The sequence below is a fragment of the Kitasatospora sp. MBT66 genome, from assembly GCF_000710405.2.
Taxonomy (GTDB): domain Bacteria; phylum Actinomycetota; class Actinomycetes; order Streptomycetales; family Streptomycetaceae; genus Kitasatospora; species Kitasatospora purpeofusca.
Genome location: NZ_JAIY01000004.1, coordinates 891,538 through 912,337, shown reverse-complemented (window position 1 = coordinate 912,337; position 20,800 = coordinate 891,538). Strand labels below are relative to the sequence as shown.

Below are 20,800 nucleotides of genomic sequence, written 5' to 3'. Positions count from 1 at the left end.
GCCGGGGACGCACGACACCAGCACCCTCCGCCGCCCCGCCGTCCCCCGCACCCGGGAGTGGCCCGTTCGGGTGAGGGGGGCGGGGGGAAACGCCAGAACGCCGGGCCTACTCGGCGGCGAGGTGGTCCGGGCCGGAGGAGATGCGACCGCCGGGCACGCCCGCCTGGGGCTGGCGGCGGGCCGGTTCGCGGCCGGGCGGCTGGGCGCAGCGCTCCTGCGCGGGCGGCGCGGTGGTCGGCAGCGAGACCGGCTCGCCGGCCTTCACCTGCACCGGCTCCCCGTCGTGCCGCAGGTGGATCACGTCGCCCCGGCGCAGCGTGTACGTGGTCTCGTCGTGGTCGATCCGCACCTGCAGCAGCTTGCCCCGGATCAGCAGCGAGAAGCCGATCCGGGTCAGCCCGGAGGGCAGCCTGGGCCGGAACCACAGCGCCTCGCCGTGGTCCCGCAGTCCGCCGAAGCCCGCCACCAGCGCGATGCAGGCCCCGGCGAGCGAGGCCATGTGCAGGCCGTCCCGGGTGTTGCCGCCGAGGTCGTGGAGGTCCATCAGGGCGGCCTCGGCGGTGTAGTCGTACGCGAGGTCGAGCTGCCCGACCTCGGCGGCGATCACCGCCTGGGTGCACGCGGAGAGCGAGGAGTCGCGGACGGTCAGCCGCTCGTAGTAGGCGAAGTTGCGGGCCTTCTGCTCGTCGGTGAACGCGTCGCCGCGGACCTGCATGGCGAGCACCAGGTCGGCCTGCTTGACCACCTGCTTCCGGTACAGGTCGAAGTACGGGTAGTGCAGCAGCAGCGGGTAGTTCTCCGCCGGGGTGTTCTCGAAGTCCCAGACCTGGTGGTCGGTGAAGCCGTCGGCCTGCGGGTGGACGCCGAGGTTGGCGTCGTACGGGACGAACATCGCCGAGGCGGCGTCCCGCCAGGCCGCCGTCTCCTCGGTGTCGACGCCGAGCGCCGCGGCCTCGCGCGGGTGCCGGGCGGCGGACTCGGCGGCGGCCAGCAGGTTCGTCTGCGCCATCAGGTTGGTGTAGACGTTGTTGTCGGCGACGGCGCTGTACTCGTCGGGGCCGGTCACGCCCTCGATCCGGAACCGGCCGGCGGCGTCGTGGTGGCCGAGCGAGCGCCACATCCGGGCCGTCTCGACCAGGAGTTCGAGCCCGTACTCGCGCTCGAACTCGACGTCCCCGCTGGTCCGGACGTAGCGGGCGACGGCGACCGCGATGTCCGCGCCGATGTGGAACGCGGCGGTGCCGGCCGGCCAGTACCCGGAGCACTCCTCGCCGCGGATCGTCCGCCAGGGGAACACCGCCCCGGCCAGGCCGAGCTGGACGGCGCGCTCGCGGGCCATCGGCAGGGTGGTGTGCCGCCAGCGCAGGGCCTGGGTGACGGCGGAGGGCAGGCAGTAGGTGAGCACCGGCAGGACGAAGGCCTCGGTGTCCCAGAAGCTGTGCCCGTCGTAGCCGGGGCCGGTCAGCCCCTTGGCCGGGATGGCGCGCTCCTCGCTCCGGGCGCCGGCCTGGAGGACGTGGAAGAGGGCGAACCTGACGGCCTGCTGGAGTTCGACGTCGCCGTCGATCTCGACATCGCTGGTCTCCCAGAACTCCCTGAGGTATTCGGCCTGTTCGGCGACCAGGTCGTCCCAGCCGGTGTACCGGGCGGCGGTGAGCGCGGCCTCCACCTGGTCCCGGACGGCGGGCAGCGAGCGGGTCGCGGACCAGCCGTAGGCCATGAACTTCACCAGCCGCAGCCGCTCGCCGGGGCGGAGCACGGTGGTGACGCTGATCCGGCAGTGGTCGTCCTCCGCCTCGGCGACGGTGTCCAGCCGGTCCGGCCCCTCGATCACATGGTCCATGCCGGCGGCGACCCGGATGCCGCTGTAGCGGGTGCGGTGCACCAGCACCGCCTTCGTCCCGCCGGCGTGGTTGGCCTCGGCGATCAGCGGGGCCTCCAGGACGGCGGCGGCCCGCGGGTCGCCGTCGGCGCCGCCGGGCAGCTGCTCATTGGCCACGAGTTCGCTCTGCAGCACGATCCGGACCGGGGCGTCCACCGCCTCCACGGTGTACTCGATCGCGGCGACCGCCCGCTGGGTGAGCGAGACCAGCCGGGTGGAGTCGACCCGGACGGTCCGCCCGGCCGGGGAGGTCCACTCGGCGGACCGCCGCAGCAGGCCGTCGCGGAAGTCCAACCAGCGGCGGTGGCTGACCAGTTCGCCGTACCGGAGGTCGAAGGGCTCGTCGTCCACCAGCAGTCGGACGATCTTGCCGTTGGTCACGTTGATGACGCTCTGGCTGGACTCCGGGTAGCCGTAGCCGCCCTCGCCGTACGGCATCGGGCGCAGCTCGAAGACACCGTTCAGGTAGGTGCCGGGCAGGCCGTGCGGCTCGCCCTCGTCGAGGTTGGCGCGCAGCCCGATGTGGCCGTTGGAGAGCGCGAACACGGATTCGGCGCGGGCCATCGAGGTGAGGTCGAGGCCCGGTTCGACGACCTGCCACGGGTCGACGACGAAGGGCTGCTCCTGGCCGCTCATGCCGGTGTCTCCTCGGGCTTGCCGGGGGCCTGCGGCCCGGGGTCGGGGATCAGTTCGGCGAGGTCCTGGACCACCACGGTGGCGCCGTCGCGGCGCAGTTCGGCGGCCTGGCCGACCCGGTCCACCCCGACCACCGCGCCGAAGCCGCCGGCCCGGCCGGAGGCGACCCCGGCCAGCGCGTCCTCGAACACGGCGGCGTGCGCGGGCTCGACGCCCAGGGCCCGGGCGGCGGCCAGGTAGGTGTCCGGCGCGGGCTTGCCCGGCAGTCCGTCCCGGGTGGCGACGAGGCCGTCCACGATCACGTCGAAGTAGCCCTCGATGCCCGCGGCGCGCAGCACGTCCCGGCAGTTGGCGCTGGACGAGACCACGGCGGTGGGCAGGCCGAGCGCGCGCAGCCGGCGCACGTAGTCGACCGAGCCCCGGTACGGGGCGACGCCCTGCTCGCGGATCATCCGCAGCACGGTGTCGTTCTTGGCCCGGCTGATGCCCTGCACGGTGCGGGTGCCCGGCGGGTCGGTGTCGGTGCCCTCGGGCAGCTCGATCCCCCGGCTGTCGAGGAAGGCGCGGGTGCCGTCGAGTCTGGGCCGCCCGTCCACGTACGCGTCGTAGTCGGCGACGGCGTCGAAGGGGGTGAACGGCCCGCCGGTGCGCGCGGCTTCGGCGCGCAGGAAGTTGTCGAAGGTGTCCTTCCAGGCCGCGGCGTGCACCGTGGCGGTCTGGGTGAGCACCCCGTCGAGGTCGAACAGGAAAGCGCGGATGTCGTCCGGTAGCCCCAGCATGGGTGCAGTCTTACCCCGCAGAGCGCGTTCGACCGCCCATTCCCGGCGGCGCGTCGCGGGAACGGGCGGCCGGGGCGGCACGGGCGGGACGCCCGTCGCCCGGGAGGCGTCCGGGGCCCAGGAGATGTCCGGGCCCCGGGGGGAGCGTGGGGCTCAGGGTGAGTCCGGGGTGGAGGTGAGCGCGAAGACCGCGCCCTGCGGGTCCCGCACCACCGCCATCCGCCCGGCCTGCATGTCGAACGGCGGCTGGACCACCGAGCCGCCGGCCTTCACCAGGGCGTCCACCGTGGAGTCGGTGTCGTCCACCGAGAAGTAGGTCATCCAGTGCGAGGGGGTGCCCGGCGGCAGGTACTCGGCGACCGGCTGCATGCCGCCCACCGTGTGGTCGCCGACGTTGAGCGAGTAGAAGCCGTCCATGCCCTGGACCGTGGCGGGGCGCAGGCCGAGCGCCTGCTGGTAGAACCGGCCGGCCGCCCCGGTGTCGGTGGTGTTGAGCTCGTTCCAGACCAGCGCTCCGGGCTCGTTGACGACGCCCGCGCCGATGAACTCCAGCTTCTGCCAGACGCCGAAGACCGCACCGGTCGGGTCCGCCGCGACCAGCATCCGGCCGGTGTCGCCCACGTCCATCACCGGGTAGAGGATGGTGCCGCCGGCGCCGGAGATGGCCTGCCCGGCCGCGTCGGCGTCGTCGGCGGCGAGGTAGGTGGTCCAGGAGACCGGGGGCAGCGGCTGCCCCTCCGGGCCGGAGCGGGCCATGATCCCGGCGACCGGCCTGCCGTTGAGCGAGCACACGGCGTAGCCGCCGAACTCGGGCGGGCCGACTTCGCCCTGCCAGCCGAACAGGTCGCGGTAGAAGTCGAGCGCGGCCTGCTGGTCGCTCGCCATCAGGTCCACCCAGCACGGGGTGCCGGGCTTGTACGGTGCGGTGACTACGGGCATTCCTGGGCCTCCAAGCGATGGTCCTCCGCCGGACGGGCCACCGGGCGCAGGCCCGCTCGGGCCGCGCGGCCGGACGGCCGTACACCGCCCACGATCGCCGTGCCTCCGCGATCCCGCCACCGGACGGCGTCCCACCGCCTCCCGCCGCCGCCTCCGGCCCCGCCGCGGGGCCGGGGCCGGGGCGGGTCAGCCGCCGGAGCCGTAGGTGGTGTTGTCGCAGATGTTGTCGTCCGCCGAGCGGGCGTCGGCGACGATGCTGCTGGGCAGCGGCTGCGGCACGGCGGGGGCGGACGGGCCCGTCGCCGGGGCGCTGCCGGAGGCACCCGGGGTGGTGGCGCCGTTGGCCGCCGCGAAGTCCTGGCCGACGATCACGGTGATCCCGGCCGAGGTGCTGGGCTCGACCACCGCGCCGGGGAACACCGCGGCGACCTTCTCCGCGTTCGCCTTCTGCCCGGAGCCGTACTGGACCATCGTGGTCGTGTACTTGAGGTTGTCGGCCCGGCCGACGGCGGTGGCGGTGAACTTGGCCGCCTTCAGCTGCTCGGCCGCCTTGCCGGCCATGCCGGTGGCGCTGGTGCCGGTGTAGACCGACACCTTGATGCTCTTGGTGTCGGCGAGCGGGGAGCCGGCCGCGGCGGCGTGGGCCGCGGCCGCCGGGGTGGTCGCGGTGGTCGCCGCCACGGCCGGCGGGGCGGTCGGGGACGGGGCCTCCGCCGGCTGCTCGCCGGTGGCGTTCTGGCCGTCGATGGTCTGGTCGGCCTTGAGGGTGGCCCAGAGCTTCTTGGCGTCCGCGTCGACGATGTCGATGTTCTTGTCCACGGTGCGGTAGCGCCAGGGCAGGGTGACGAACTTCAGGTCGTGCAGGTCGATGTTGCGCAGCGAGAGGCCGAAGGACATCAGCTTGTCGGCGCTGTCGAGCCCCGGGTCCACGGTGAGCGAGCTGGTGGCGGCGTTGGCGAGCGGCAGCAGGGTGGTCGGGTTGAGCCCCTGCTTCTTGATCTTGCTCGCCAGCGAGCTGATGAAGGCCTGCTGGCGCTTCATCCGGCCGATGTCGGAGCCGTCGCCGATGCCGTGCCGCAGCCGCACGTAGTCGAGCGCCTGCTGACCCTCCACCTTCTGCGGACCCTTCTTCAGGACCACGGCGCCCTTGGCGGGCAGCTTGTCGTTGAGGTCCTTCTCGTGGATGTCCTCGGGCAGGCAGACGTCCACGCCGTCGACCGCCTTGGTCATCGCCGCGAAGCCCTGGAAGTCCACCACCATGGTGTGGTCGACCCGGATCCCGGTGAGCTTCTCCACGGTGTTCTGGGTGCAGGCGGGGTTGCCCTCGTCGGTGCCGCCGACGGAGAAGGCCGCGTTGAACAGGTCGCTGTTCGAACCCTTGGTCCACTTGCCGTTGGGCAGCTTGCAGGACGGTATCGCCACCATCGCGTTGCGCGGTATCGAGATGCCCACGGCGTGCTTGTGGTCGGCGTAGACGTGCAGCAGGATCGTGGTGTCCGAGCGGGCGCCACCGTCCTCGCCGCCGCCGAGGTCGGAGTTGTTCTTGCCCCGGCTGTCGGAGCCGATCAGCAGCAGGTTGACAGGCTTGTTGCCGTCCGCGTCGGCCTGCGCCTCCGGCGGGCGGTCCTTCGCTATCGCGTCCGCGTCGAAGGACTTGATGTTGCCGTTGAGTTGGTAGTAGATCAGCCCGCCGGCACCCGCCAGCAGCACCAGCACGCCGGCGGCGGACCAGGCGACGATCTTCTTGACGTCCCGCTTCGGCTTGCGGGCTGCGGCCCTGGCCGCGGCCCGTCCGCCGCCACCGGCCGCGGCCGCACCGGCCTGGGCCGGACCCGCCTTGGCCGGACCCGGCTTGCCCTGGGCGGCCCGCCGGGCCTCGGCGCGGCCGCCGGGCCTGGGCCCGGGCACCGGGGCACCGGGTGCCCCGGACGCACCGCCGCCGGCACCGTCGGCCGTGAGCGCACCGGGCGCGTCGTCACCGCGAGCCGGACCCTCGCCCCACTGACCTGACATGCCTGAACCTTTCACCGGCGGACGCTGCGCCCTCTACGGCCGGACGCACTGCACACAGAGAGACGGTCGAGACCGCTCCCGGGTTGCATGTACGACGGTCGCAATAACCGACGAACACCCCCGGCTGCGCCGTCCGCGGCCCTCCGTGCGGGTCCGATGTCCCCCAACGGACCCGGCTTGGATCATACAAACCGATCGTCAGAACGCATCGTTCGCATGCTCTGCGTCACCGGCCGCGCCCCGTTCGCCGCCGGTGGAACGACGAAGGCCCGGGTCGGAGGTCTCCGGCCCGGGCCTTTCGCGTCGGTGGGGCGCCAGGGGCTCGAACCCTGAACCTACGGATTAAAAGTCCGCTGCTCTACCCATTGAGCTAGCACCCCGACACCGGGGACATCATGCCAGACCGGGCCGTCCCGTGCCGCCGAATACCACCCCGCGTCCGGGGCCCCGGGGCCGGGCGGGGGGAGCGTGACCCAGGTCACTTTCCGGGGGCCTTGGCCGGCGGGCGGGGCGCGTGTCACTATTTCTGCACGCCCACCCTGCCCAAAACCCGTTCCGGGGGCGGGTGTTGAGTGCCAGAACCGCCGGTCCGCGCAGGTCGGACCAGGTCTTCGGTCGGCACGGCAGTGATTCCCCTCGGTTCGTCCGTCACCCGCGTGTGCCTCGGCGTACGCACCCGCCCGGTGTCCGGTGCGGGTGTCCGGCCCGCGGCTGACGGCTGTGCGACGTCGCGGCGTGCACGACCCCCGCGACGAACCCCCCAGATCCACGCAGACGCCACGATTGGACAGGTGGAAGAAGAATGTCGGAAAGCGCCTTCCTGGAGAACTTCTACGCGGCCGTCGAGGGAACCGCCCGTGTGGTGGACGTGCCCTTCGAGCGCGAGACGGTGTGGCCGATCCTGACCGCCTACCAGGACGTGCTGCCGGAGTCGGTGATCTCCTTCCGGGTGCAGAACAGCCCACTCGGTGCCGATGACCTCGACTGCCGGTTCACCATGCTCCCCCGGGGCCTCGACCCCTACGCCGTCGCGCTGGCGAACGGCCTGGCCGAGAAGACCGACCACCCGGTCGGCAAGCTGCTGGCCGAGGTCCACGGCGAGCTCCCGATCGACAGCTGCGGCGTCGACTTCGGTGTCCGGGCCGGGTTCACCAAGACCTGGTCCTTCCCGACCATCGAGCGGCTGCTGACGGTCCGCGAGGTCGCCGCGCTGCCGTCGGCACCGGAGGGCATCACCGCCAACCTGGAGCTGTTCGACCGCTACGGCCTGTCGGACATCGTCAGCACCGTCGGCATCGACTACGGCAGCCGGACCGTCAACCTCTACTTCGGCGGCGGGGCCTCCGGCCGGGTGCCGCGGGAGACCTTCGCGCCCGAGGGCGTCCGCTCGCTGCTCGCCGAACTGGGCCTGCCGGCCCCGAGCGAGGAGCTGCTGACCTTCAACGAGAAGGCGTTCGTCATGTACGCCACGCTGAGCTGGGACTCCCCGAAGATCTCGCGGATCACCTACTCGGTCATGACGCCCGAGCCGCTGGCACTGCCGGTGACCGTCGCCCCGCAGATCGTCCGGCTGGTCCAGGACGCCCCGTACAGCACCGAGGGCCGCAACTTCGTCTACGGCGTGACGGTCACGCCCAAGGGCGAGTACCACAAGATCCAGTCGTACTACCAGTGGCGCCGGCCGGTCGAGAAGATGCTCGTCGCCGAGTCGTAACCCGTCGCGGAGTCGCAACCCGCGACACCCGCGGCACCCGCACCACCTGCGGCACCAGCACCACCCCGGGCCTGCCGGGGACCCGAACAGGGTCCCCGGCAGGCCCTTTTCCGTCCCGCCACCGGATTCCTTCCTTCCGAGAACTCTGGATGAGCGATCTCCATGCAGAAACGAAACGGGGAGCTGAGTTCGTTGTCCCTACCCGCCGCACCCGAGGGGTTGTCGGAGAACCGCGGCGCCCGGCCGGTCGGCACCGGCCGGGCCCGGGCCAAGGCGATCGTGCTGGGTGAGCACGCGGTCGTCTACGGAGCCCCGGCGCTCGCCCTCCCGCTCCCGCAGCTGGGCGTCACCGCCACCGCCGGGTACTCCGCGCAGTCCCCGGCCGACCCGGACGACTTCTCCCTCACCATGACCGGCTCCGAGTCCCGGCCCAAGCCCGCCCAGGCCTCCGACGGACTGCACCGGCTGACCGCCGAGTTCCGGGCCGCCATGGGCGTGCCCGACAGCCTGCACCTCGATGTGATCATCGACTGCGCGATCCCGGTCGGCCGCGGCCTCGGCTCCAGCGCCGCCTGCGCGCGGGCCGTGGTGCACGCGCTGGCCGACCTGTTCGAGCGCGAGGTCACCCCGCAGCTGGCGTTCGACCTGGTGCAGACCGCCGAGAACGTGGCGCACGGCCGGGCCAGCGGCGTCGACGCGATGGCCGTCGGTGCGACCGCGCCGCTGCTGTTCCGGGCCGGTCGGGCGGAGGAGCTGCCGATCGGCTGCGACGGCCTGTTCATCGTCGCCGACAGCGGCGTGGCGGGCCGGACCAAGGACGCCGTCGAGCTGCTCCGCGAGGGCTTCCGGCAGCGGCCGGGCACCCAGGAGGCCTTCCTGCGCCGGGCCTCCGAGCTGACCGGGACCGCCCGGACGGCACTCGCCGAGGGCCGGCCCGAGCAGCTCGGCGCCCAGCTCACCGACTACCACGAGCTGCTCCGCGCGGGCGGCCTGAGCACCGACCGGATCGACGGGATGGTCTCGGCCGCGCTGGCCGCCGGCGGCCTCGGGGCCAAGATCACCGGCGGCGGCATGGGCGGCTGCGTGATCGCCCTGGCCGCCGAGGAGTCGGCCGCGGAGGTCACCCGCGCGCTGCTCGCCGCCGGCGCCGTCCAGACCTGGTCCGTACCGCTGAGGGAGTACCCCGGCCATGGCCGCTGAGCAGCCGACCGCCACCACCCGCCCGCGTCCCGCCCCCGGCAGCGCCGCCGGGGACGCCACCGCGGTCGCCCATCCGAACATCGCGCTGGTCAAGTACTGGGGCAAGCGGGACGAGCAGCTCGTCCTGCCCTGGACCGACAGCCTCTCGATGACCCTGGACGTGTTCCCGACCACCACCCGGGTCCGGCTCGACCCCGGGGCCGGTGAGGACACCGTGACGCTGGACGGCGCGCCCCTGGAGGGCGAGCCGCGCCGCCGGGTGACCGCCTTCCTCGACCTGGTCAGGGAACGCGCCGGAAGCCCGCTGCGGGCCGTCGTGGACACCCGCAACACCGTCCCCACCGGCGCCGGACTGGCCTCCTCCGCGAGCGGCTTCGCCGCGCTGGCGACCGCCGCCGACGCCGCGTACGGACTCGGCCTGGACGCCACCGGACTGTCCCGGCTGGCCCGGCGCGGCTCCGGCTCGGCCTCGCGCTCCGTCTTCGGCGGCTTCGCGATCTGGCACGCCGGGCAGCCGGACCGCGGCGGCGACCCCGACCTCGGCTCCTACGCCGAGCCCGTCCCGGTGCCGGTGGCCGCGCTGGACCCGGCGCTGGTGGTCGCGGTGGTCGACGCCGGGCCGAAGGCGGTGTCCAGCCGCGAGGCCATGCGGCGCACCGTCGCCACCTCGCCGCTGTACCGGCCGTGGGCCGCCTCCAGCCAGGCCGACCTGGCCGAGATGCGGGAGGCGCTGCGGCGGGCCGACCTGGACGCGGTGGGCGAGGTCGCCGAGCGGAACGCGCTCGGGATGCACGCCACCATGCTGGCGGCCCGTCCGGCGGTGCGCTACCTCTCCGCGGCCACCCTGACCGTGCTGGACGCGGTGCTGGAGCTGCGCCGCGCCGGGGTGTCGGCCTGGGCGACCATGGACGCCGGACCCAACGTCAAGGTGCTCTGCCGGCGGTCCGAGGCGGACCGGGTGGCCGGGGTGGTCCGCGAGGCCGTCCGCGGCGGTTCGGTGCACATCGCCGGCCCCGGACCTGCCGCCCGGCTGCGGGACGCGGACGCGTGACCACCGGCCGCCCGCCGGTGGTCCGGCGCGCGCCGGGCAAGCTGTTCGTCGCGGGCGAGTACGCGGTGGTGGAGCCGGGCAACCCGGCGATCCTGGTGGCGGTCGACCGCCGGGTCACCGCGACCGTCACCGAGCCCTCCGGGGACGGGACGCTGGTCTCCTCCGACCTGCTCGCGGCGCCGGTGCGCTGGCTCCGCCGGGGCGACCGGCTCGACCCGGTCGGAGTCGAGGACGCCGACCGGGCCCGCCGGGAGCTGGCCCATGTGCTCGCCGCGCTCCGGACCGTCACCCGGCTGCTGGCCGAACACGGCCGTCCGGCACCGGAGCTGGACATCGCCGTCAGCAGCGAACTGCACCGGGACGGGGTCAAGTTCGGCCTCGGGTCCAGCGGTGCGGTGACCGTGGCGACCGTCGCGGCCGTGGCCGCCCACTGCGGTCTGGCGCTGTCGGCCGAGGAGCGGTACCGGCTGGCGCTGCTGGCCTCGGCCGAACTCGACCCCAAGGGCTCCGGCGGCGACCTGGCCGCCAGCACCTGGGGCGGCTGGATCGCCTACCGGTCGCCCGACCGGGCCGCCGTGCTCGACCTGGTCCGCCGGCGTGGCGTGGCCGGGGCGCTGGCGGAGCCCTGGCCGGGCTTCGAGGTGCGCCGGCTGCCGCCGCCCGCGGGGGTGGCGCTGGAGGTCGGCTGGACCGGCACCCCCGCCTCCACCACGGAGCTGGTGTCCGGGCTGCACCGCCGGTTCGTGGCCGCCAGCGCCGACCTGGTGCGGGCCGCCGCCGACGCGATCGAACACGGCGACCGGGCCGCGCTGCTGGACGGCGTCCGGCGCGCCCGCCGGGAGCTGGCCCGGCTCGACGAGGAGGCCGGGCTCGGCGTCTTCACGCCCGCCCTGACGGCGCTGTGCGACGCCGCCGAGGCCGTCGGCGGCGCGGCCAAGCCCTCCGGCGCGGGGGGCGGTGACTGCGGCATCGCCCTGCTGGAGCTGCCGGACACCCGCGCCCGCCCCGACACCCCGGGCGTCGCCGACGCCGCCGACGCCCCCGACGCCGCGGACACCCGGACCGCCCCGGGCACCGCGCCGTCCAGCAACTCCCGGGCCGGGGCCACCGCCGCCCCGCCGGACATCGACCACCTACGCGAACGGTGGACCGCGGCCGGGGTGCGACCCCTGGACCTGCGACCCGCCACGGAAGGGAACGAGGAATGATCTCTCAACGCAAGGACGACCACGTCCGGCTCGCGGTCGAGCAGCAGCACGGCCACGTCGGACGCAACCAGTTCGACGAGGTGACGTTCGTCCACCACGCCCTGGCCGGGATCGACCGTCCGGACGTGTCGCTGGCCACGGAGTTCGCCGGCTTCTCCTGGCCGGTCCCGCTGTACATCAACGCCATGACCGGCGGCAGCGAGATGACCGGCAGAATCAACCGCGACCTCGCGATCGCCGCCCGGGAGACCGGGGTGCCGATCGCCTCCGGCTCGATGAGCGCCTACTTCAAGGACGAGTCCTGCGCCGGCACCTTCAGCGTGCTGCGCGAGGAGAACCCGGACGGCTTCGTCCTGGCCAACGTCAACGCCACCGCCTCGGTCGACAAGGCGCGCCGCGCCGTCGACCTGCTGAAGGCCGACGCGCTGCAGATCCACATCAACACCGTCCAGGAGACGGTGATGCCGGAGGGCGACCGCTCCTTCTCCGCCTGGGTGCCGCAGATCGGCCGGATCGTGGAGGGCGTGGGTGTCCCGGTCATCGTCAAGGAGGTCGGTTTCGGCCTCAGCGGGGACACCGTCCGGGTCCTGCGCGACCTGGGCGTCCGGGTGGCCGACCTCGGCGGCCGGGGCGGCACCGACTTCGCCCGGATCGAGAACGGCCGGCGCGACCTGCGCGACTACACCTTCCTGGAGGGCTGGGGCCTCTCCACGGCCGCCTGTCTGCTGGACAGCCGGGACGTGGGCCTGCCGGTGCTGGCCTCCGGCGGTGTGCGCCACCCGCTGGACGTGGCCCGCGCCCTGGCGCTCGGCGCCCACGGCGTCGGGGCATCCGGCACCTTCCTGCGCACCCTGATGGACGAGGGCGTGGAGGCGCTGGTCACCCAGCTGTCCAGCTGGCTGGACCAGTTGGCGGCGCTGATGACCATGCTCGGCGCGGCCACCCCGGCCGCGCTGACCGGCCGGGACCTGCTGATCCAGGGCACCCTGCGCGAGTTCTGCGCCGACCGCGGCATCGACACCGCGCAGTTCGCCCGGCGCTCCGCCGCCGCGCCCACCACCACCGGAGGCATCCGATGACCGAGGACCACGCCATCGCCGGCGTCCCGATGCGCTGGGTGGGTCCGGTGCGCATCTCGGGCAACGTCACCACCACCGAGACCCATGTCCCGCTGGCCACCTACGAGTCGCCGCTGTGGCCCTCGGTGGGCCGGGGCGCCAAGGTCTCGATGCTCGCCGAGCAGGGCATCGTCGCCACCCTGGTGGACGAGCGGATGACCCGCTCGGTGCTGGTCGAGGCGACCGACGCGGGGACGGCGCTGGCCGCCGCCCGGAGCATCCGGGACCGCTTCGCGGAGCTGCAGGAGGTGGTGCGCGGCTGCAGCCGGTTCGCCGAACTCGTCGGCGTCCGGCACGAGATCAACGCCAACCTGCTGTTCGTCCGGTTCGAGTTCACCACCGGCGACGCCTCCGGGCACAACATGGCCACCCTCGCCTCCGACGTGCTGCTGCAGCACCTGCTGCAGACCGTCCCCGGCATCTCCTACGGGTCGATCTCGGGCAACTACTGCACCGACAAGAAGGCCACCGCGGTCAACGGCATCCTCGGCCGGGGCAAGAACGTGGTGACCGAGCTGCTGGTGCCGCGCGAGGTCGTCACCGGGGTGCTGCACACCACCGCGGCGAAGATCGTCCAGCTGAACATCCGCAAGAACATGCTCGGCACCCTGCTCGCCGGCGGCATCCGCTCGGCGAACGCCCACTTCGCGAACATGCTGCTCGGCTTCTACCTGGCCACCGGCCAGGACGCGGCCAACATCGTCGAGGGCTCGCAGGGCGTCGTGATGGCCGAGGACCGCGACGGCGACCTGTACTTCGCCTGCACCCTGCCGAACCTGATCGTCGGCACGGTCGGCAACGGCAAGGGGCTCGCCTTCGTGGAGACCAACTTGGCCCGGCTGGGCTGCCGGGCCGACCGCGAGCCCGGCGAGAACGCCCGCCGGCTCGCCGTGATCGCGGCGGCGACCGTGCTCTGCGGCGAGCTGTCGCTGCTCGCGGCGCAGACCAACCCGGGCGAGCTGATGCGCGCCCACGTCCACCTGGAACGCGGCAACACGGAGAAGGTCGGAGTATAGGTATGTCCAACGGGGCCACTGTCGGAATCCACGATCTGTCGTTCGCGACCACCGAGTTCGTGCTGCCGCACACCGCGCTCGCGGAGTACAACGGCACCCCGGTCGGCAAGTACCACACGGGCATCGGCCAGCGGTCGATGAGCGTGCCGGCCGCCGACGAGGACATCGTCACCCTGGGCGCGACGGCCGCCGCGCCGATCGTCGCCCGGCACGGCACGGACGGGATCCGGACCCTGGTGTTCGCCACCGAGTCCTCGATCGACCAGGCGAAGGCCGCCGGCGTGTACGTGCACTCGCTGCTCGGCCTGCCGTCGGCGACCCGGGTGGTCGAGCTCAAGCAGGCCTGCTACGGGGCCACCGCCGCCCTGCAGTTCGCCCTCGGCCTGATCCACCGCGACCCCACCCAGAAGGTCCTGGTGGTGGCGAGCGACGTCTCCAAGTACGAGCTGGACAGCCCCGGCGAGGCGACCCAGGGCGCGGCCGCCGTGGCGATGCTGGTCACCGCCGACCCGGCGCTGGTGCGGATCGAGGACCCCTCGGGCCTGTTCACCGCGGACGTGATGGACTTCTGGCGGCCGAACTACCGCGACGCGGCGCTGGTCGACGGCCAGGAGTCCATCGGCGCCTACCTCCAGGCGGTGCAGGGCACCTGGAAGGACTACTCCGAGCAGGGCGGCCGGCCGCTGGAGGACTTCGGCGCCTTCTGCTACCACCAGCCGTTCACGAAGATGGCCTACAAGGCGCACCGGCACCTGCTGAACTCCGCCGGGCGCGACACCGACGAGGCCGCCGTCGAGCGGGCCCTCGGGCGCACCACCGGGTACAACGCGGTGATCGGCAACAGCTACACCGCGTCGGTGTACCTGGGCCTGGCCGCGCTGCTCGACGGGGCGGAGGACCTCGACGGGCAGGCGGTGGGCTTCCTCAGCTACGGCTCGGGCAGCGTCGCGGAGTTCTTCGCCGGGACGGTGGTGCCCGGCTACCGGGAGCACCTGCGGACGGAGGCGCACCGGGAGGCGGTCGAGCGGCGGCAGCCGATCGGCTACGACCGCTACCGCGAGCTGCACGAGTGGGGCTTCCCGACCGACGGCGGCGACCACCCGACCCCGGCCGGGACCACCGGGCCGTTCCGGCTGGCGGGCATCGGCGGGCACAAGCGGATCTACGAGAAGCGCTGACAAGCGAAGGGGCTGGGGCTCTCCGAGCAGGAGAGCCCCGGCCCCTTCGCCGGCGCACCGGCCGCCGTGGCGGCCGGTACCGGAGCTCCCGCGGATCCGTTGACGGGCGGTGTTCCCGCCCGCCCGGCAATGGATCCGCGGGGTTGTCGCACCGGGTCGGCACCGGCTACCGGCTACCGGTCGGAACCGGGTCAGGACCGGCGGCGCAGGGCGATCTCGGTGAGTTCCTGGATGTCGAACTCCGAGCGGCCCGGTGTGCCGTAGCGGGTGATCTTGCCGCGGCTGACCCACTTGCGGATGGTCGCCTCCGAGACGCCCGCGGCGAGCGCGGCCACGTTCGTCGGCACGAGCCGGTGTCTGGGCGGCCGGCTCAGACGGCCGCCGTTCGCGGTTGGTCCAAGAGGTGCCGTAGCGTGAGCCATTCGCGTATCCCCCATGAATGTCCGGACGAGCAGCCGACGCTGGTCCGTCCCCCGTTGTGGTGCTGCGGTGAGGCGTCGATCGTCCCGGGGCAGCCGTCCACCACGCAGGCCCGGGTGGGCACCGCGCGGTCGCCGGCCTCGGGGTCGATCGCGTTGAGCAGTTCGAGCCGCAGGTCCTCGATCTCGTCGGCGAAGTCGGCGGCCGGCGGCTGTGCGGTGAGCCAGTCCAGGTGGCGGTCGAGGAACCGGGTCAGGTGCGGCACCGAGCGGATCACCGCGGTGGTGCCGAGCCGCTCGGCGGCGAACCGCGACCAGGACTCCAGGATCGCCACGATGTTGTTGCGGGCGTCGATCGCGGACAGGTTCAGCCGGTCCCGGCGACGGCTCCCGGAGACCCGGGTCGGGTTGCGCCGCCGGGGCTCGGTCTGGATGTGGTGCAGGCACTCCTGGTGCAGCTCCGGGAGGGCCCGCAGGGTGTGTTCCAACTGCCTGATGCACGGGCCGCAGAGGACGGACCCCGCGGCCGCGGGGACCTCCCGTCCGTGGTTCCTGGGACACGAGTGGAACTCCATCGAATCTCCTTCGCGCGCGCGTCCGGCACCCGGACTCCCTGCCCGACGGGTCAGTCGGTGGGAATCCAGTCCCGCCTGATGTGCGGGGTCTCGATGCCGAGCGACTTCATGTGCTCGATCGGGTTGGTGTACTCGCGGCTGGCGGCGATGAGGCCGTCCCGGAGCGTGAATCCGTGGATGAAGTGGTTGCGGTAGTGGCCCTCCGGATAGCCGGGGAAGCGGATGGTGCCCTCGCCGTCGCACTCGACCATGACCTGGCCCGGGTCCTGGGTCTCGTACACGTGGACGTCGAACCACCGCCAGTCGGGCAGGACTTCGAGCGAGAGCTCGTTGTGCCGCTTGAGCTTCTCCCGGCCGGTGACGACGATCGGGCGGCCGATGTCGGTGTAGAAGAGCGCGGCGGTGCCGTCCTCGGTGTAGAGGGTGTAGCGGCGCAGCCGGGCCTCCGGGCCGGTCTCCAGGTACTGCTCGACGGCCCGGCGGTTGCGGGCGCGCAGGTCGTGGTGGTCGGTGAAGATCTGTGGCGAGGTCATGACATCTCCTCGGGGGGTAGGGCCGGTCGGGGTGCGCGGCGGGCCGTGCGGGGGGTCAGGGCTGGAGCCGGCTGATCCCCCAGCCGTCGGCGGTGCGGTCGTAGCGCAGCCGCTCGTGCAGCCGGTCGGTGCCGTCGGCCCAGAACTCCAGGGCGTCGGGGACGAGTTCGAAGGCCACGTAGGACGCGGGGCGGGGCAGCGGCTGCCGCGGCCGGCCCAGCTCCAGCGCCTTCGCCCGCAGCTCCTCGAAGTGCTCGAGGTCCTCCACCGGCCGGCTCTGCCGGGACACCGTGGTCATCGGGTGGGTGAACACCGCCCTGGCCGCCCACAGCTCCTCCGCCGTGGCGTCGGGCAGCTGGCGCACCGGCCCGGCCAGCACGATCTGCTGGCTGGTCTCGCGCCAGTACAGGACGCCGGACGCCCACGGGTTCTCCGCCAGCTCCCGGCCCTTCTGGCTGTCGGCGTGGGTGGCGAAGACGATCCCGGTCTCGGTGATCCGGTTGATCACCAGGATCCGGGACGAGCTGCGGCCCCGGGCGTCGGCGGTGGCCAGCGCGAGCGCGCGGGGCTCCCGCACGCCGTGCTCGGCCGCGGCCGCCAGCCAGGAGTTCAGCAGGCCCATCGGCTCGGCCGGCGGGGTGCGGAACTCCGGGAAGTCGAGCGCGACGGTGCCGGTCAGCGACTCGGACCGCTTCCGCTCGGCCGGTACGGGCCGTACGGGCTCGGCGGCCCGGACGGGCTGGTCGGACTGGTCGGGCTGGTCAGACATGCAGCACTCCTTCGATGGTGACGACACCGTGGCCCGAGACCTCGACGCTGTCGACGCGGTCGCCCTCGCCGTGCACCAGCGCGCCCATCGGCGAGGGGCGGCCGATCTCGACGCCCTGGGTGATCTCGATGCGGCGCCCGTAGGCGCCCAGGCCGTGCCGGGCCAGGTGGATGGCGATGGGACCGGCGGCGGAGCCGGTCGCGGCGTCCTCCACGACCCCGTACGCGGGCGAGAACATGCGGTTGCGCCAGGTGGTCCCGGAGCCGGCGATGCAGTTGGTCGCCATGTCCGGGAAGCGGGCCAGCGCGCGGTGGTCCGGGTCCACCTTGGACAGCGCCTCGACGCTCTCGAAGCCGACCAGGACGTGCCGGGGGCCGTTGCGGTAGATCTCGACCGGCAGCGTCGAGGAGGTGACGCCGAGCGCCCACAGCAGCTCCTCGGCCCGCTCGAACGGCTCCCAGACCGGCACCGGCTGGCGCATGCTGGTGGCGACGGTCCGGCCGTCCACCCGCTCCAGGTCGAACGGGATGACGCCCATCGCGGTCTCGATCCGCAGCGTGTCGGCCTCGGTGTGCCCGCCCAGCGCGATCGCCGTACCGAGCAACGGGTGCCCCGCGAAGGGGAGTTCGTTCACCGGGGTGAAGATCCGGACATGGTGGTCCGCGCCCTGCTTGGGGGTGAGGACGAAGGTGGTCTCGGAGAGGTTCATCTCCCGGGCGATGCGCTGCATCTGCTCACCGGACAGGTCGTCGGCCCCGAAGAAGACCGCCACCGGATTGCCGGTGAGGGGCCGGCGCGCGAACGCGTCGACGACGACGTACTTGTGCATGGGTCCTCCCGCTCTCGTTCTCGTCATGGGGACTGCGGGCCGCGGCTCGGCGGCGGGGGTGTGCCGCACCCCGGCGCCGGGCGCGCGGGTGCGGTCCGGCCGGAGCACGCGGGTGCGCCTCGTTCGGACGGCGCGGGTGTGCCTCGTTCGGACAGCGCGGTGCGCCGGGCCGCGCGCCGGATCGCGACGCGGCCGCGGGCGGGCAGGGGGAGCCGGACCGGCACTCACGGGGGAGAGCGCCGGTCCGGCGGTCCCGGGGCGGCCCGGCCGCCCGACGTCGGTGCCGGGCGGCGGGCGGCTCAGGCGGGGTCGGGGACCCGCGCCGGACCGAGCAGTCCGGACAGGGTGGTGGCCACGATCCGCGGCCCCTCCCTGGTGAGGACGGACTCGGGGTGGAACTGGAGCGAGGCGAAGCCGGGACCGCGCAGCGCGTGGACCTCTCCGCTCTCCGGGTCCCGGCTCACCAGGACCCGGCCCACGCCCTCGGCGGCGAACTCCTCCGCCTCGGCGACCAGGGCGAAGGTGTTGTAGAACCCGACCCGCTCGGCGCCGCCGAACAGGTCGATCTCCTTCTGCACACCCTGGTTGGGCACCGCGCGGCGGCGGATCGGCAGCCCGAGCCGCAGCCCGAGCAGCTGGTGGCTGAGGCACACCGCGAGGAACGGCCGGCGCTCGGCCAGCAGGGTGTCGAGCGCCGCCCGCAGATGGCGCATCTTGGGATGCGCGGCCTCCTGCGGATCACCCGGCCCCGGCCCCATCACGACCAGGTCGTGACCCTCGAAGGCGTACTCCTCGTCGAACCGGCGGACCGTGACCCGCAGGCCCAGGGAGCGCAGCTCCTGGTCGATCATCGAGGTGAAGGTGTCCTCCGCGTCGATCACCAGCACGCTGCGCCCGGCCAGTTCGGGCCGGGCGGAGGCCCGGGACGCGGTCTCGGCGAGCCAGAAGTCGGCGATGGAGTCGTTGCGCGACTCCAGCGCCCTGAGCACGCTCGGGTGGCCGGCGAAACGCTGCTGCTGCCCGCCGTCGAGCGCGGCGACCAGCCCGGCCGCCTTGGCCCGCGTCTCGGCCGCCTCCGACGCCGGGTCGGAGTGCCGCACGATGGTGGAGCCGACGGCGATGCCGATCCGCCCCTGTGCGGAGATGTCCGCGGTGCGGATCAGGATCGCGGTGTCCATGACCCGCTCCCCCGCCGAGTCCCGGCCGATCAGCGCGGCCACCCCGCTGTAGTAGCCGCGGCCGCCCGGCTCGTACCGGTGGATGATCCGACAGGCGCTCTCCACCGGGCTGCCCGTCACGGTGGGCGCGAACATCGTCTCGCGCAGGATGTCGCGCACATCGCGATCGGTCCGGCCCTCGATCAGGTACTCGGTGTGCGCGAGCCGGGCCATCTCCTTGAGGTAGGGACCCACCGCCCGGCCGCCGTCCGGACAGATCCGGGCCATCATCTTGAGTTCCTCGTCGAGCACCATGTAGAGCTCGTCGGTTTCCTTGCGGTCCGCCAGGAACTCCAGCACGCCGGCGAGGGTCGGCCCGGACGGCGGGTAGCGGTAGGTGCCGCTGATCGGGTTCATCACCGCGGTGCCGTCGCGGAGGCTGACGTGCCGCTCCGGCGAGGCGCCGACCAGGGTCCGTTCCCCGGTGTGCACCAGGAAGGTCCAGTAGGCGCCGCTCTCGTGCTCCAGCAGCCGGCGGAACAGCGCAGGCGCGCTCAGCGGCCCGAAGTCGGTGATGTCGGCGACGAAGGTGCGCTTGATGACGAAGTTCGCGCCCTCGCCGGTGCCGATCATCTCCTTGACGATGCGGCCCACGACCTCGCCGTAGGCCTCGTCGTCGACGTCGAAGGCACCGCCGGCCAGCGGGGTCGCCACGTCCGGGATCCGGGCCAGCGCCCGCTCCAGCGGCAGCCGCTGCTGGCCGGTGACGGTCATCGCCACCAGCGGGGTCCCGTCGTCGGCGGCCTCGAAGCCGCGCTCGGCGAGCTGCCGGTAGGGGACCACCACGAGCACCTCGTGCCGGTCCCCGACCACGGGTGCCGCGGCGGCGGCCTCCTCGGCGCCGGGCAGCGGGATGCCGGCCAGCGTGGCGGGCAGCGCGACCGAGCCGGTCAGCACCTCCACCACCGGACCGGTGTCCCCGGCCGCACCGGGCCGGTGCAGCAGCGCGAAGGCCTCCGGCCGGCCCGCCAGCACCTCGGCGAGCAGGTCGGGCCCCAGGTCGGGGCGGTTGTCGGGGCGGTTGTCGGGGCCGAGGTCGGAACCGCTGTCGGGCCCGGGGGTCCCGGGCAGGTCGCGGGTCATCCGAACAGCCCCTTGACGGTGGTGACCAGGGCGCACCGCTCGGCGGCGTACTTCAGCGCGGACCGGTGGTACTCGGCGGAGAAGTCCGCCGTGGCGTCGGCGACGAAGAACACCTGGATGTCGTTGGTGAAGGCCTCGATCGCGGTGGCCAGCACGCCGACATGGGCGTAGACGCCGCACAGCACCAGCTGGTCGCGGCGGGTGTCGCGCATCCGCTCCAGCAGGTCGGTCCGGAAGAAGGCGCTGTAGCGCCACTTGGTGAGCAGCCAGTCCTGCGGGGCCGGCGCCAGCGCGTCGACCACCTGGCGGTCCTCCGGGGCGGGGCGCATGCCGGGCCCCCAGAAGTCCTTGAGGAGGCCGCGCTGCTCGTCGGTCATGCCGCCCGGCTGGGCGGTGTAGGCGACCGGGACGCCCAGGGCGGCACAGCGGTCGCGCAAGAGCGCCGTGTTGCCGACGAGTTCGTTCCTGGTGCGCTCGGGGATGGACTCCAGGAAGTACCGCTGCATGTCGTGGACCAGGAGGACCGCGCGGTCCGCCTCGGCGGTCCAGGACACGGTGGCCGGCGGGAGCTCGCCCTCGGCCGGTAAGGGGTACGACTGAATGGGGGGTATGCCGGTCATGGCTCCGGTTCTTTGCTTGAT

The 20,800-nt window shown here is 73.5% G+C and carries 18 protein-coding genes and 1 tRNA gene; 7 read left to right on the top strand and 12 right to left on the bottom strand.

All coding sequences use genetic code 11. The annotated features are described in order from the left end of the window. Positions 1–106: 106 nt before the first annotated feature. From BI06_RS10750 to BI06_RS10730, 5 genes are all read right to left on the bottom strand, one after another. Positions 107–2,518, bottom strand: coding sequence for a glycoside hydrolase family 65 protein (locus tag BI06_RS10750; protein WP_043467202.1), 2,412 nt, complete (start codon positions 2,516–2,518; stop codon positions 107–109). After that, positions 2,515–3,297 carry an HAD family phosphatase gene (locus BI06_RS10745; RefSeq protein ID WP_037782434.1) on the bottom strand — a complete coding sequence of 261 codons (783 nt, stop codon included), beginning with the start codon at positions 3,295–3,297 and terminating at the stop codon, positions 2,515–2,517. The genes BI06_RS10750 and BI06_RS10745 overlap by 4 nt, the downstream gene beginning before the upstream one ends. Before the next feature lie 153 nt (positions 3,298–3,450). Continuing rightward, positions 3,451–4,236, bottom strand: a complete 786-nt coding sequence (locus BI06_RS10740; RefSeq protein WP_030397808.1) for a VOC family protein — start codon at positions 4,234–4,236, stop codon at positions 3,451–3,453. 186 nt (positions 4,237–4,422) lie between these two features. Beyond that, entirely contained in the window at positions 4,423–6,144 is a 1,722-nt protein-coding gene (locus tag BI06_RS10735) for an LCP family protein (RefSeq protein ID WP_043467199.1), read from the bottom strand. Between the two features lie 412 nt (positions 6,145–6,556). Beyond that, a tRNA-Lys gene (locus tag BI06_RS10730) sits at positions 6,557–6,629 on the bottom strand. A 422-nt stretch (positions 6,630–7,051) separates the two neighbouring features. Here BI06_RS10730 and BI06_RS10725 point away from each other — a divergent pair. From BI06_RS10725 to BI06_RS10695, 7 genes are all read left to right on the top strand, one after another. Further along, on the top strand, positions 7,052–7,963 hold the full coding sequence (locus tag BI06_RS10725) for an aromatic prenyltransferase (protein ID WP_030397806.1): 912 nt from the start codon (positions 7,052–7,054) through the stop codon (positions 7,961–7,963). A 162-nt stretch (positions 7,964–8,125) separates the two neighbouring features. Continuing rightward, a complete protein-coding gene (gene mvk, locus BI06_RS10720) occupies positions 8,126–9,163 on the top strand; it encodes a mevalonate kinase (RefSeq protein ID WP_078880597.1) in 1,038 nt (345 codons plus the stop codon). Beyond that, positions 9,153–10,214 (top strand): diphosphomevalonate decarboxylase, encoded by a 1,062-nt coding sequence (gene mvaD / locus BI06_RS10715; RefSeq protein WP_037782429.1) that lies wholly within the window; start codon positions 9,153–9,155, stop codon positions 10,212–10,214. Before mvk ends, mvaD begins: the two co-directional genes overlap by 11 nt. Next, complete coding sequence (locus BI06_RS10710; RefSeq protein WP_063794950.1) at positions 10,211–11,422, top strand: phosphomevalonate kinase; 1,212 nt, start codon at positions 10,211–10,213, stop codon at positions 11,420–11,422. Before mvaD ends, BI06_RS10710 begins: the two co-directional genes overlap by 4 nt. Beyond that, positions 11,419–12,501 (top strand): type 2 isopentenyl-diphosphate Delta-isomerase, encoded by a 1,083-nt coding sequence (gene fni / locus BI06_RS10705; RefSeq protein WP_037782427.1) that lies wholly within the window; start codon positions 11,419–11,421, stop codon positions 12,499–12,501. Before BI06_RS10710 ends, fni begins: the two co-directional genes overlap by 4 nt. Beyond that, positions 12,498–13,556, top strand: coding sequence for a hydroxymethylglutaryl-CoA reductase (locus BI06_RS10700; protein WP_030397801.1), 1,059 nt, complete (start codon positions 12,498–12,500; stop codon positions 13,554–13,556). Before fni ends, BI06_RS10700 begins: the two co-directional genes overlap by 4 nt. Before the next feature lie 2 nt (positions 13,557–13,558). Then, positions 13,559–14,734, top strand: a complete 1,176-nt coding sequence (locus BI06_RS10695) for a hydroxymethylglutaryl-CoA synthase (protein WP_043467196.1) — start codon at positions 13,559–13,561, stop codon at positions 14,732–14,734. A gap of 191 nt (positions 14,735–14,925) precedes the next feature. On the opposite strand, the gene BI06_RS50530 is transcribed toward BI06_RS10695, so the two are convergent. The 7 genes from BI06_RS50530 to BI06_RS10665 form a co-directional block, all read right to left on the bottom strand. Beyond that, positions 14,926–15,081 (bottom strand): hypothetical protein, encoded by a 156-nt coding sequence (locus BI06_RS50530; protein WP_157855447.1) that lies wholly within the window; start codon positions 15,079–15,081, stop codon positions 14,926–14,928. A gap of 23 nt (positions 15,082–15,104) precedes the next feature. Continuing rightward, positions 15,105–15,641, bottom strand: coding sequence for a hypothetical protein (locus BI06_RS10690; RefSeq protein ID WP_233290090.1), 537 nt, complete (start codon positions 15,639–15,641; stop codon positions 15,105–15,107). A gap of 137 nt (positions 15,642–15,778) precedes the next feature. Further along, entirely contained in the window at positions 15,779–16,261 is a 483-nt protein-coding gene (locus BI06_RS10685; RefSeq protein WP_030397798.1) for a PhzA/PhzB family protein, read from the bottom strand. A 55-nt stretch (positions 16,262–16,316) separates the two neighbouring features. Next, positions 16,317–17,030 (bottom strand): phenazine biosynthesis FMN-dependent oxidase PhzG, encoded by a 714-nt coding sequence (gene phzG, locus BI06_RS10680; RefSeq protein ID WP_082558403.1) that lies wholly within the window; start codon positions 17,028–17,030, stop codon positions 16,317–16,319. Next, on the bottom strand, positions 17,023–17,859 hold the full coding sequence (locus BI06_RS10675) for a PhzF family phenazine biosynthesis protein (protein WP_030397796.1): 837 nt from the start codon (positions 17,857–17,859) through the stop codon (positions 17,023–17,025). Before BI06_RS10675 ends, phzG begins: the two co-directional genes overlap by 8 nt. A gap of 299 nt (positions 17,860–18,158) precedes the next feature. Next, entirely contained in the window at positions 18,159–20,159 is a 2,001-nt protein-coding gene (locus BI06_RS10670; RefSeq protein ID WP_082558402.1) for an anthranilate synthase family protein, read from the bottom strand. After that, a complete protein-coding gene (locus tag BI06_RS10665) occupies positions 20,156–20,779 on the bottom strand; it encodes an isochorismatase family protein (RefSeq protein WP_030397794.1) in 624 nt (207 codons plus the stop codon). The genes BI06_RS10670 and BI06_RS10665 overlap by 4 nt, the downstream gene beginning before the upstream one ends. Positions 20,780–20,800 lie beyond the last annotated feature (21 nt).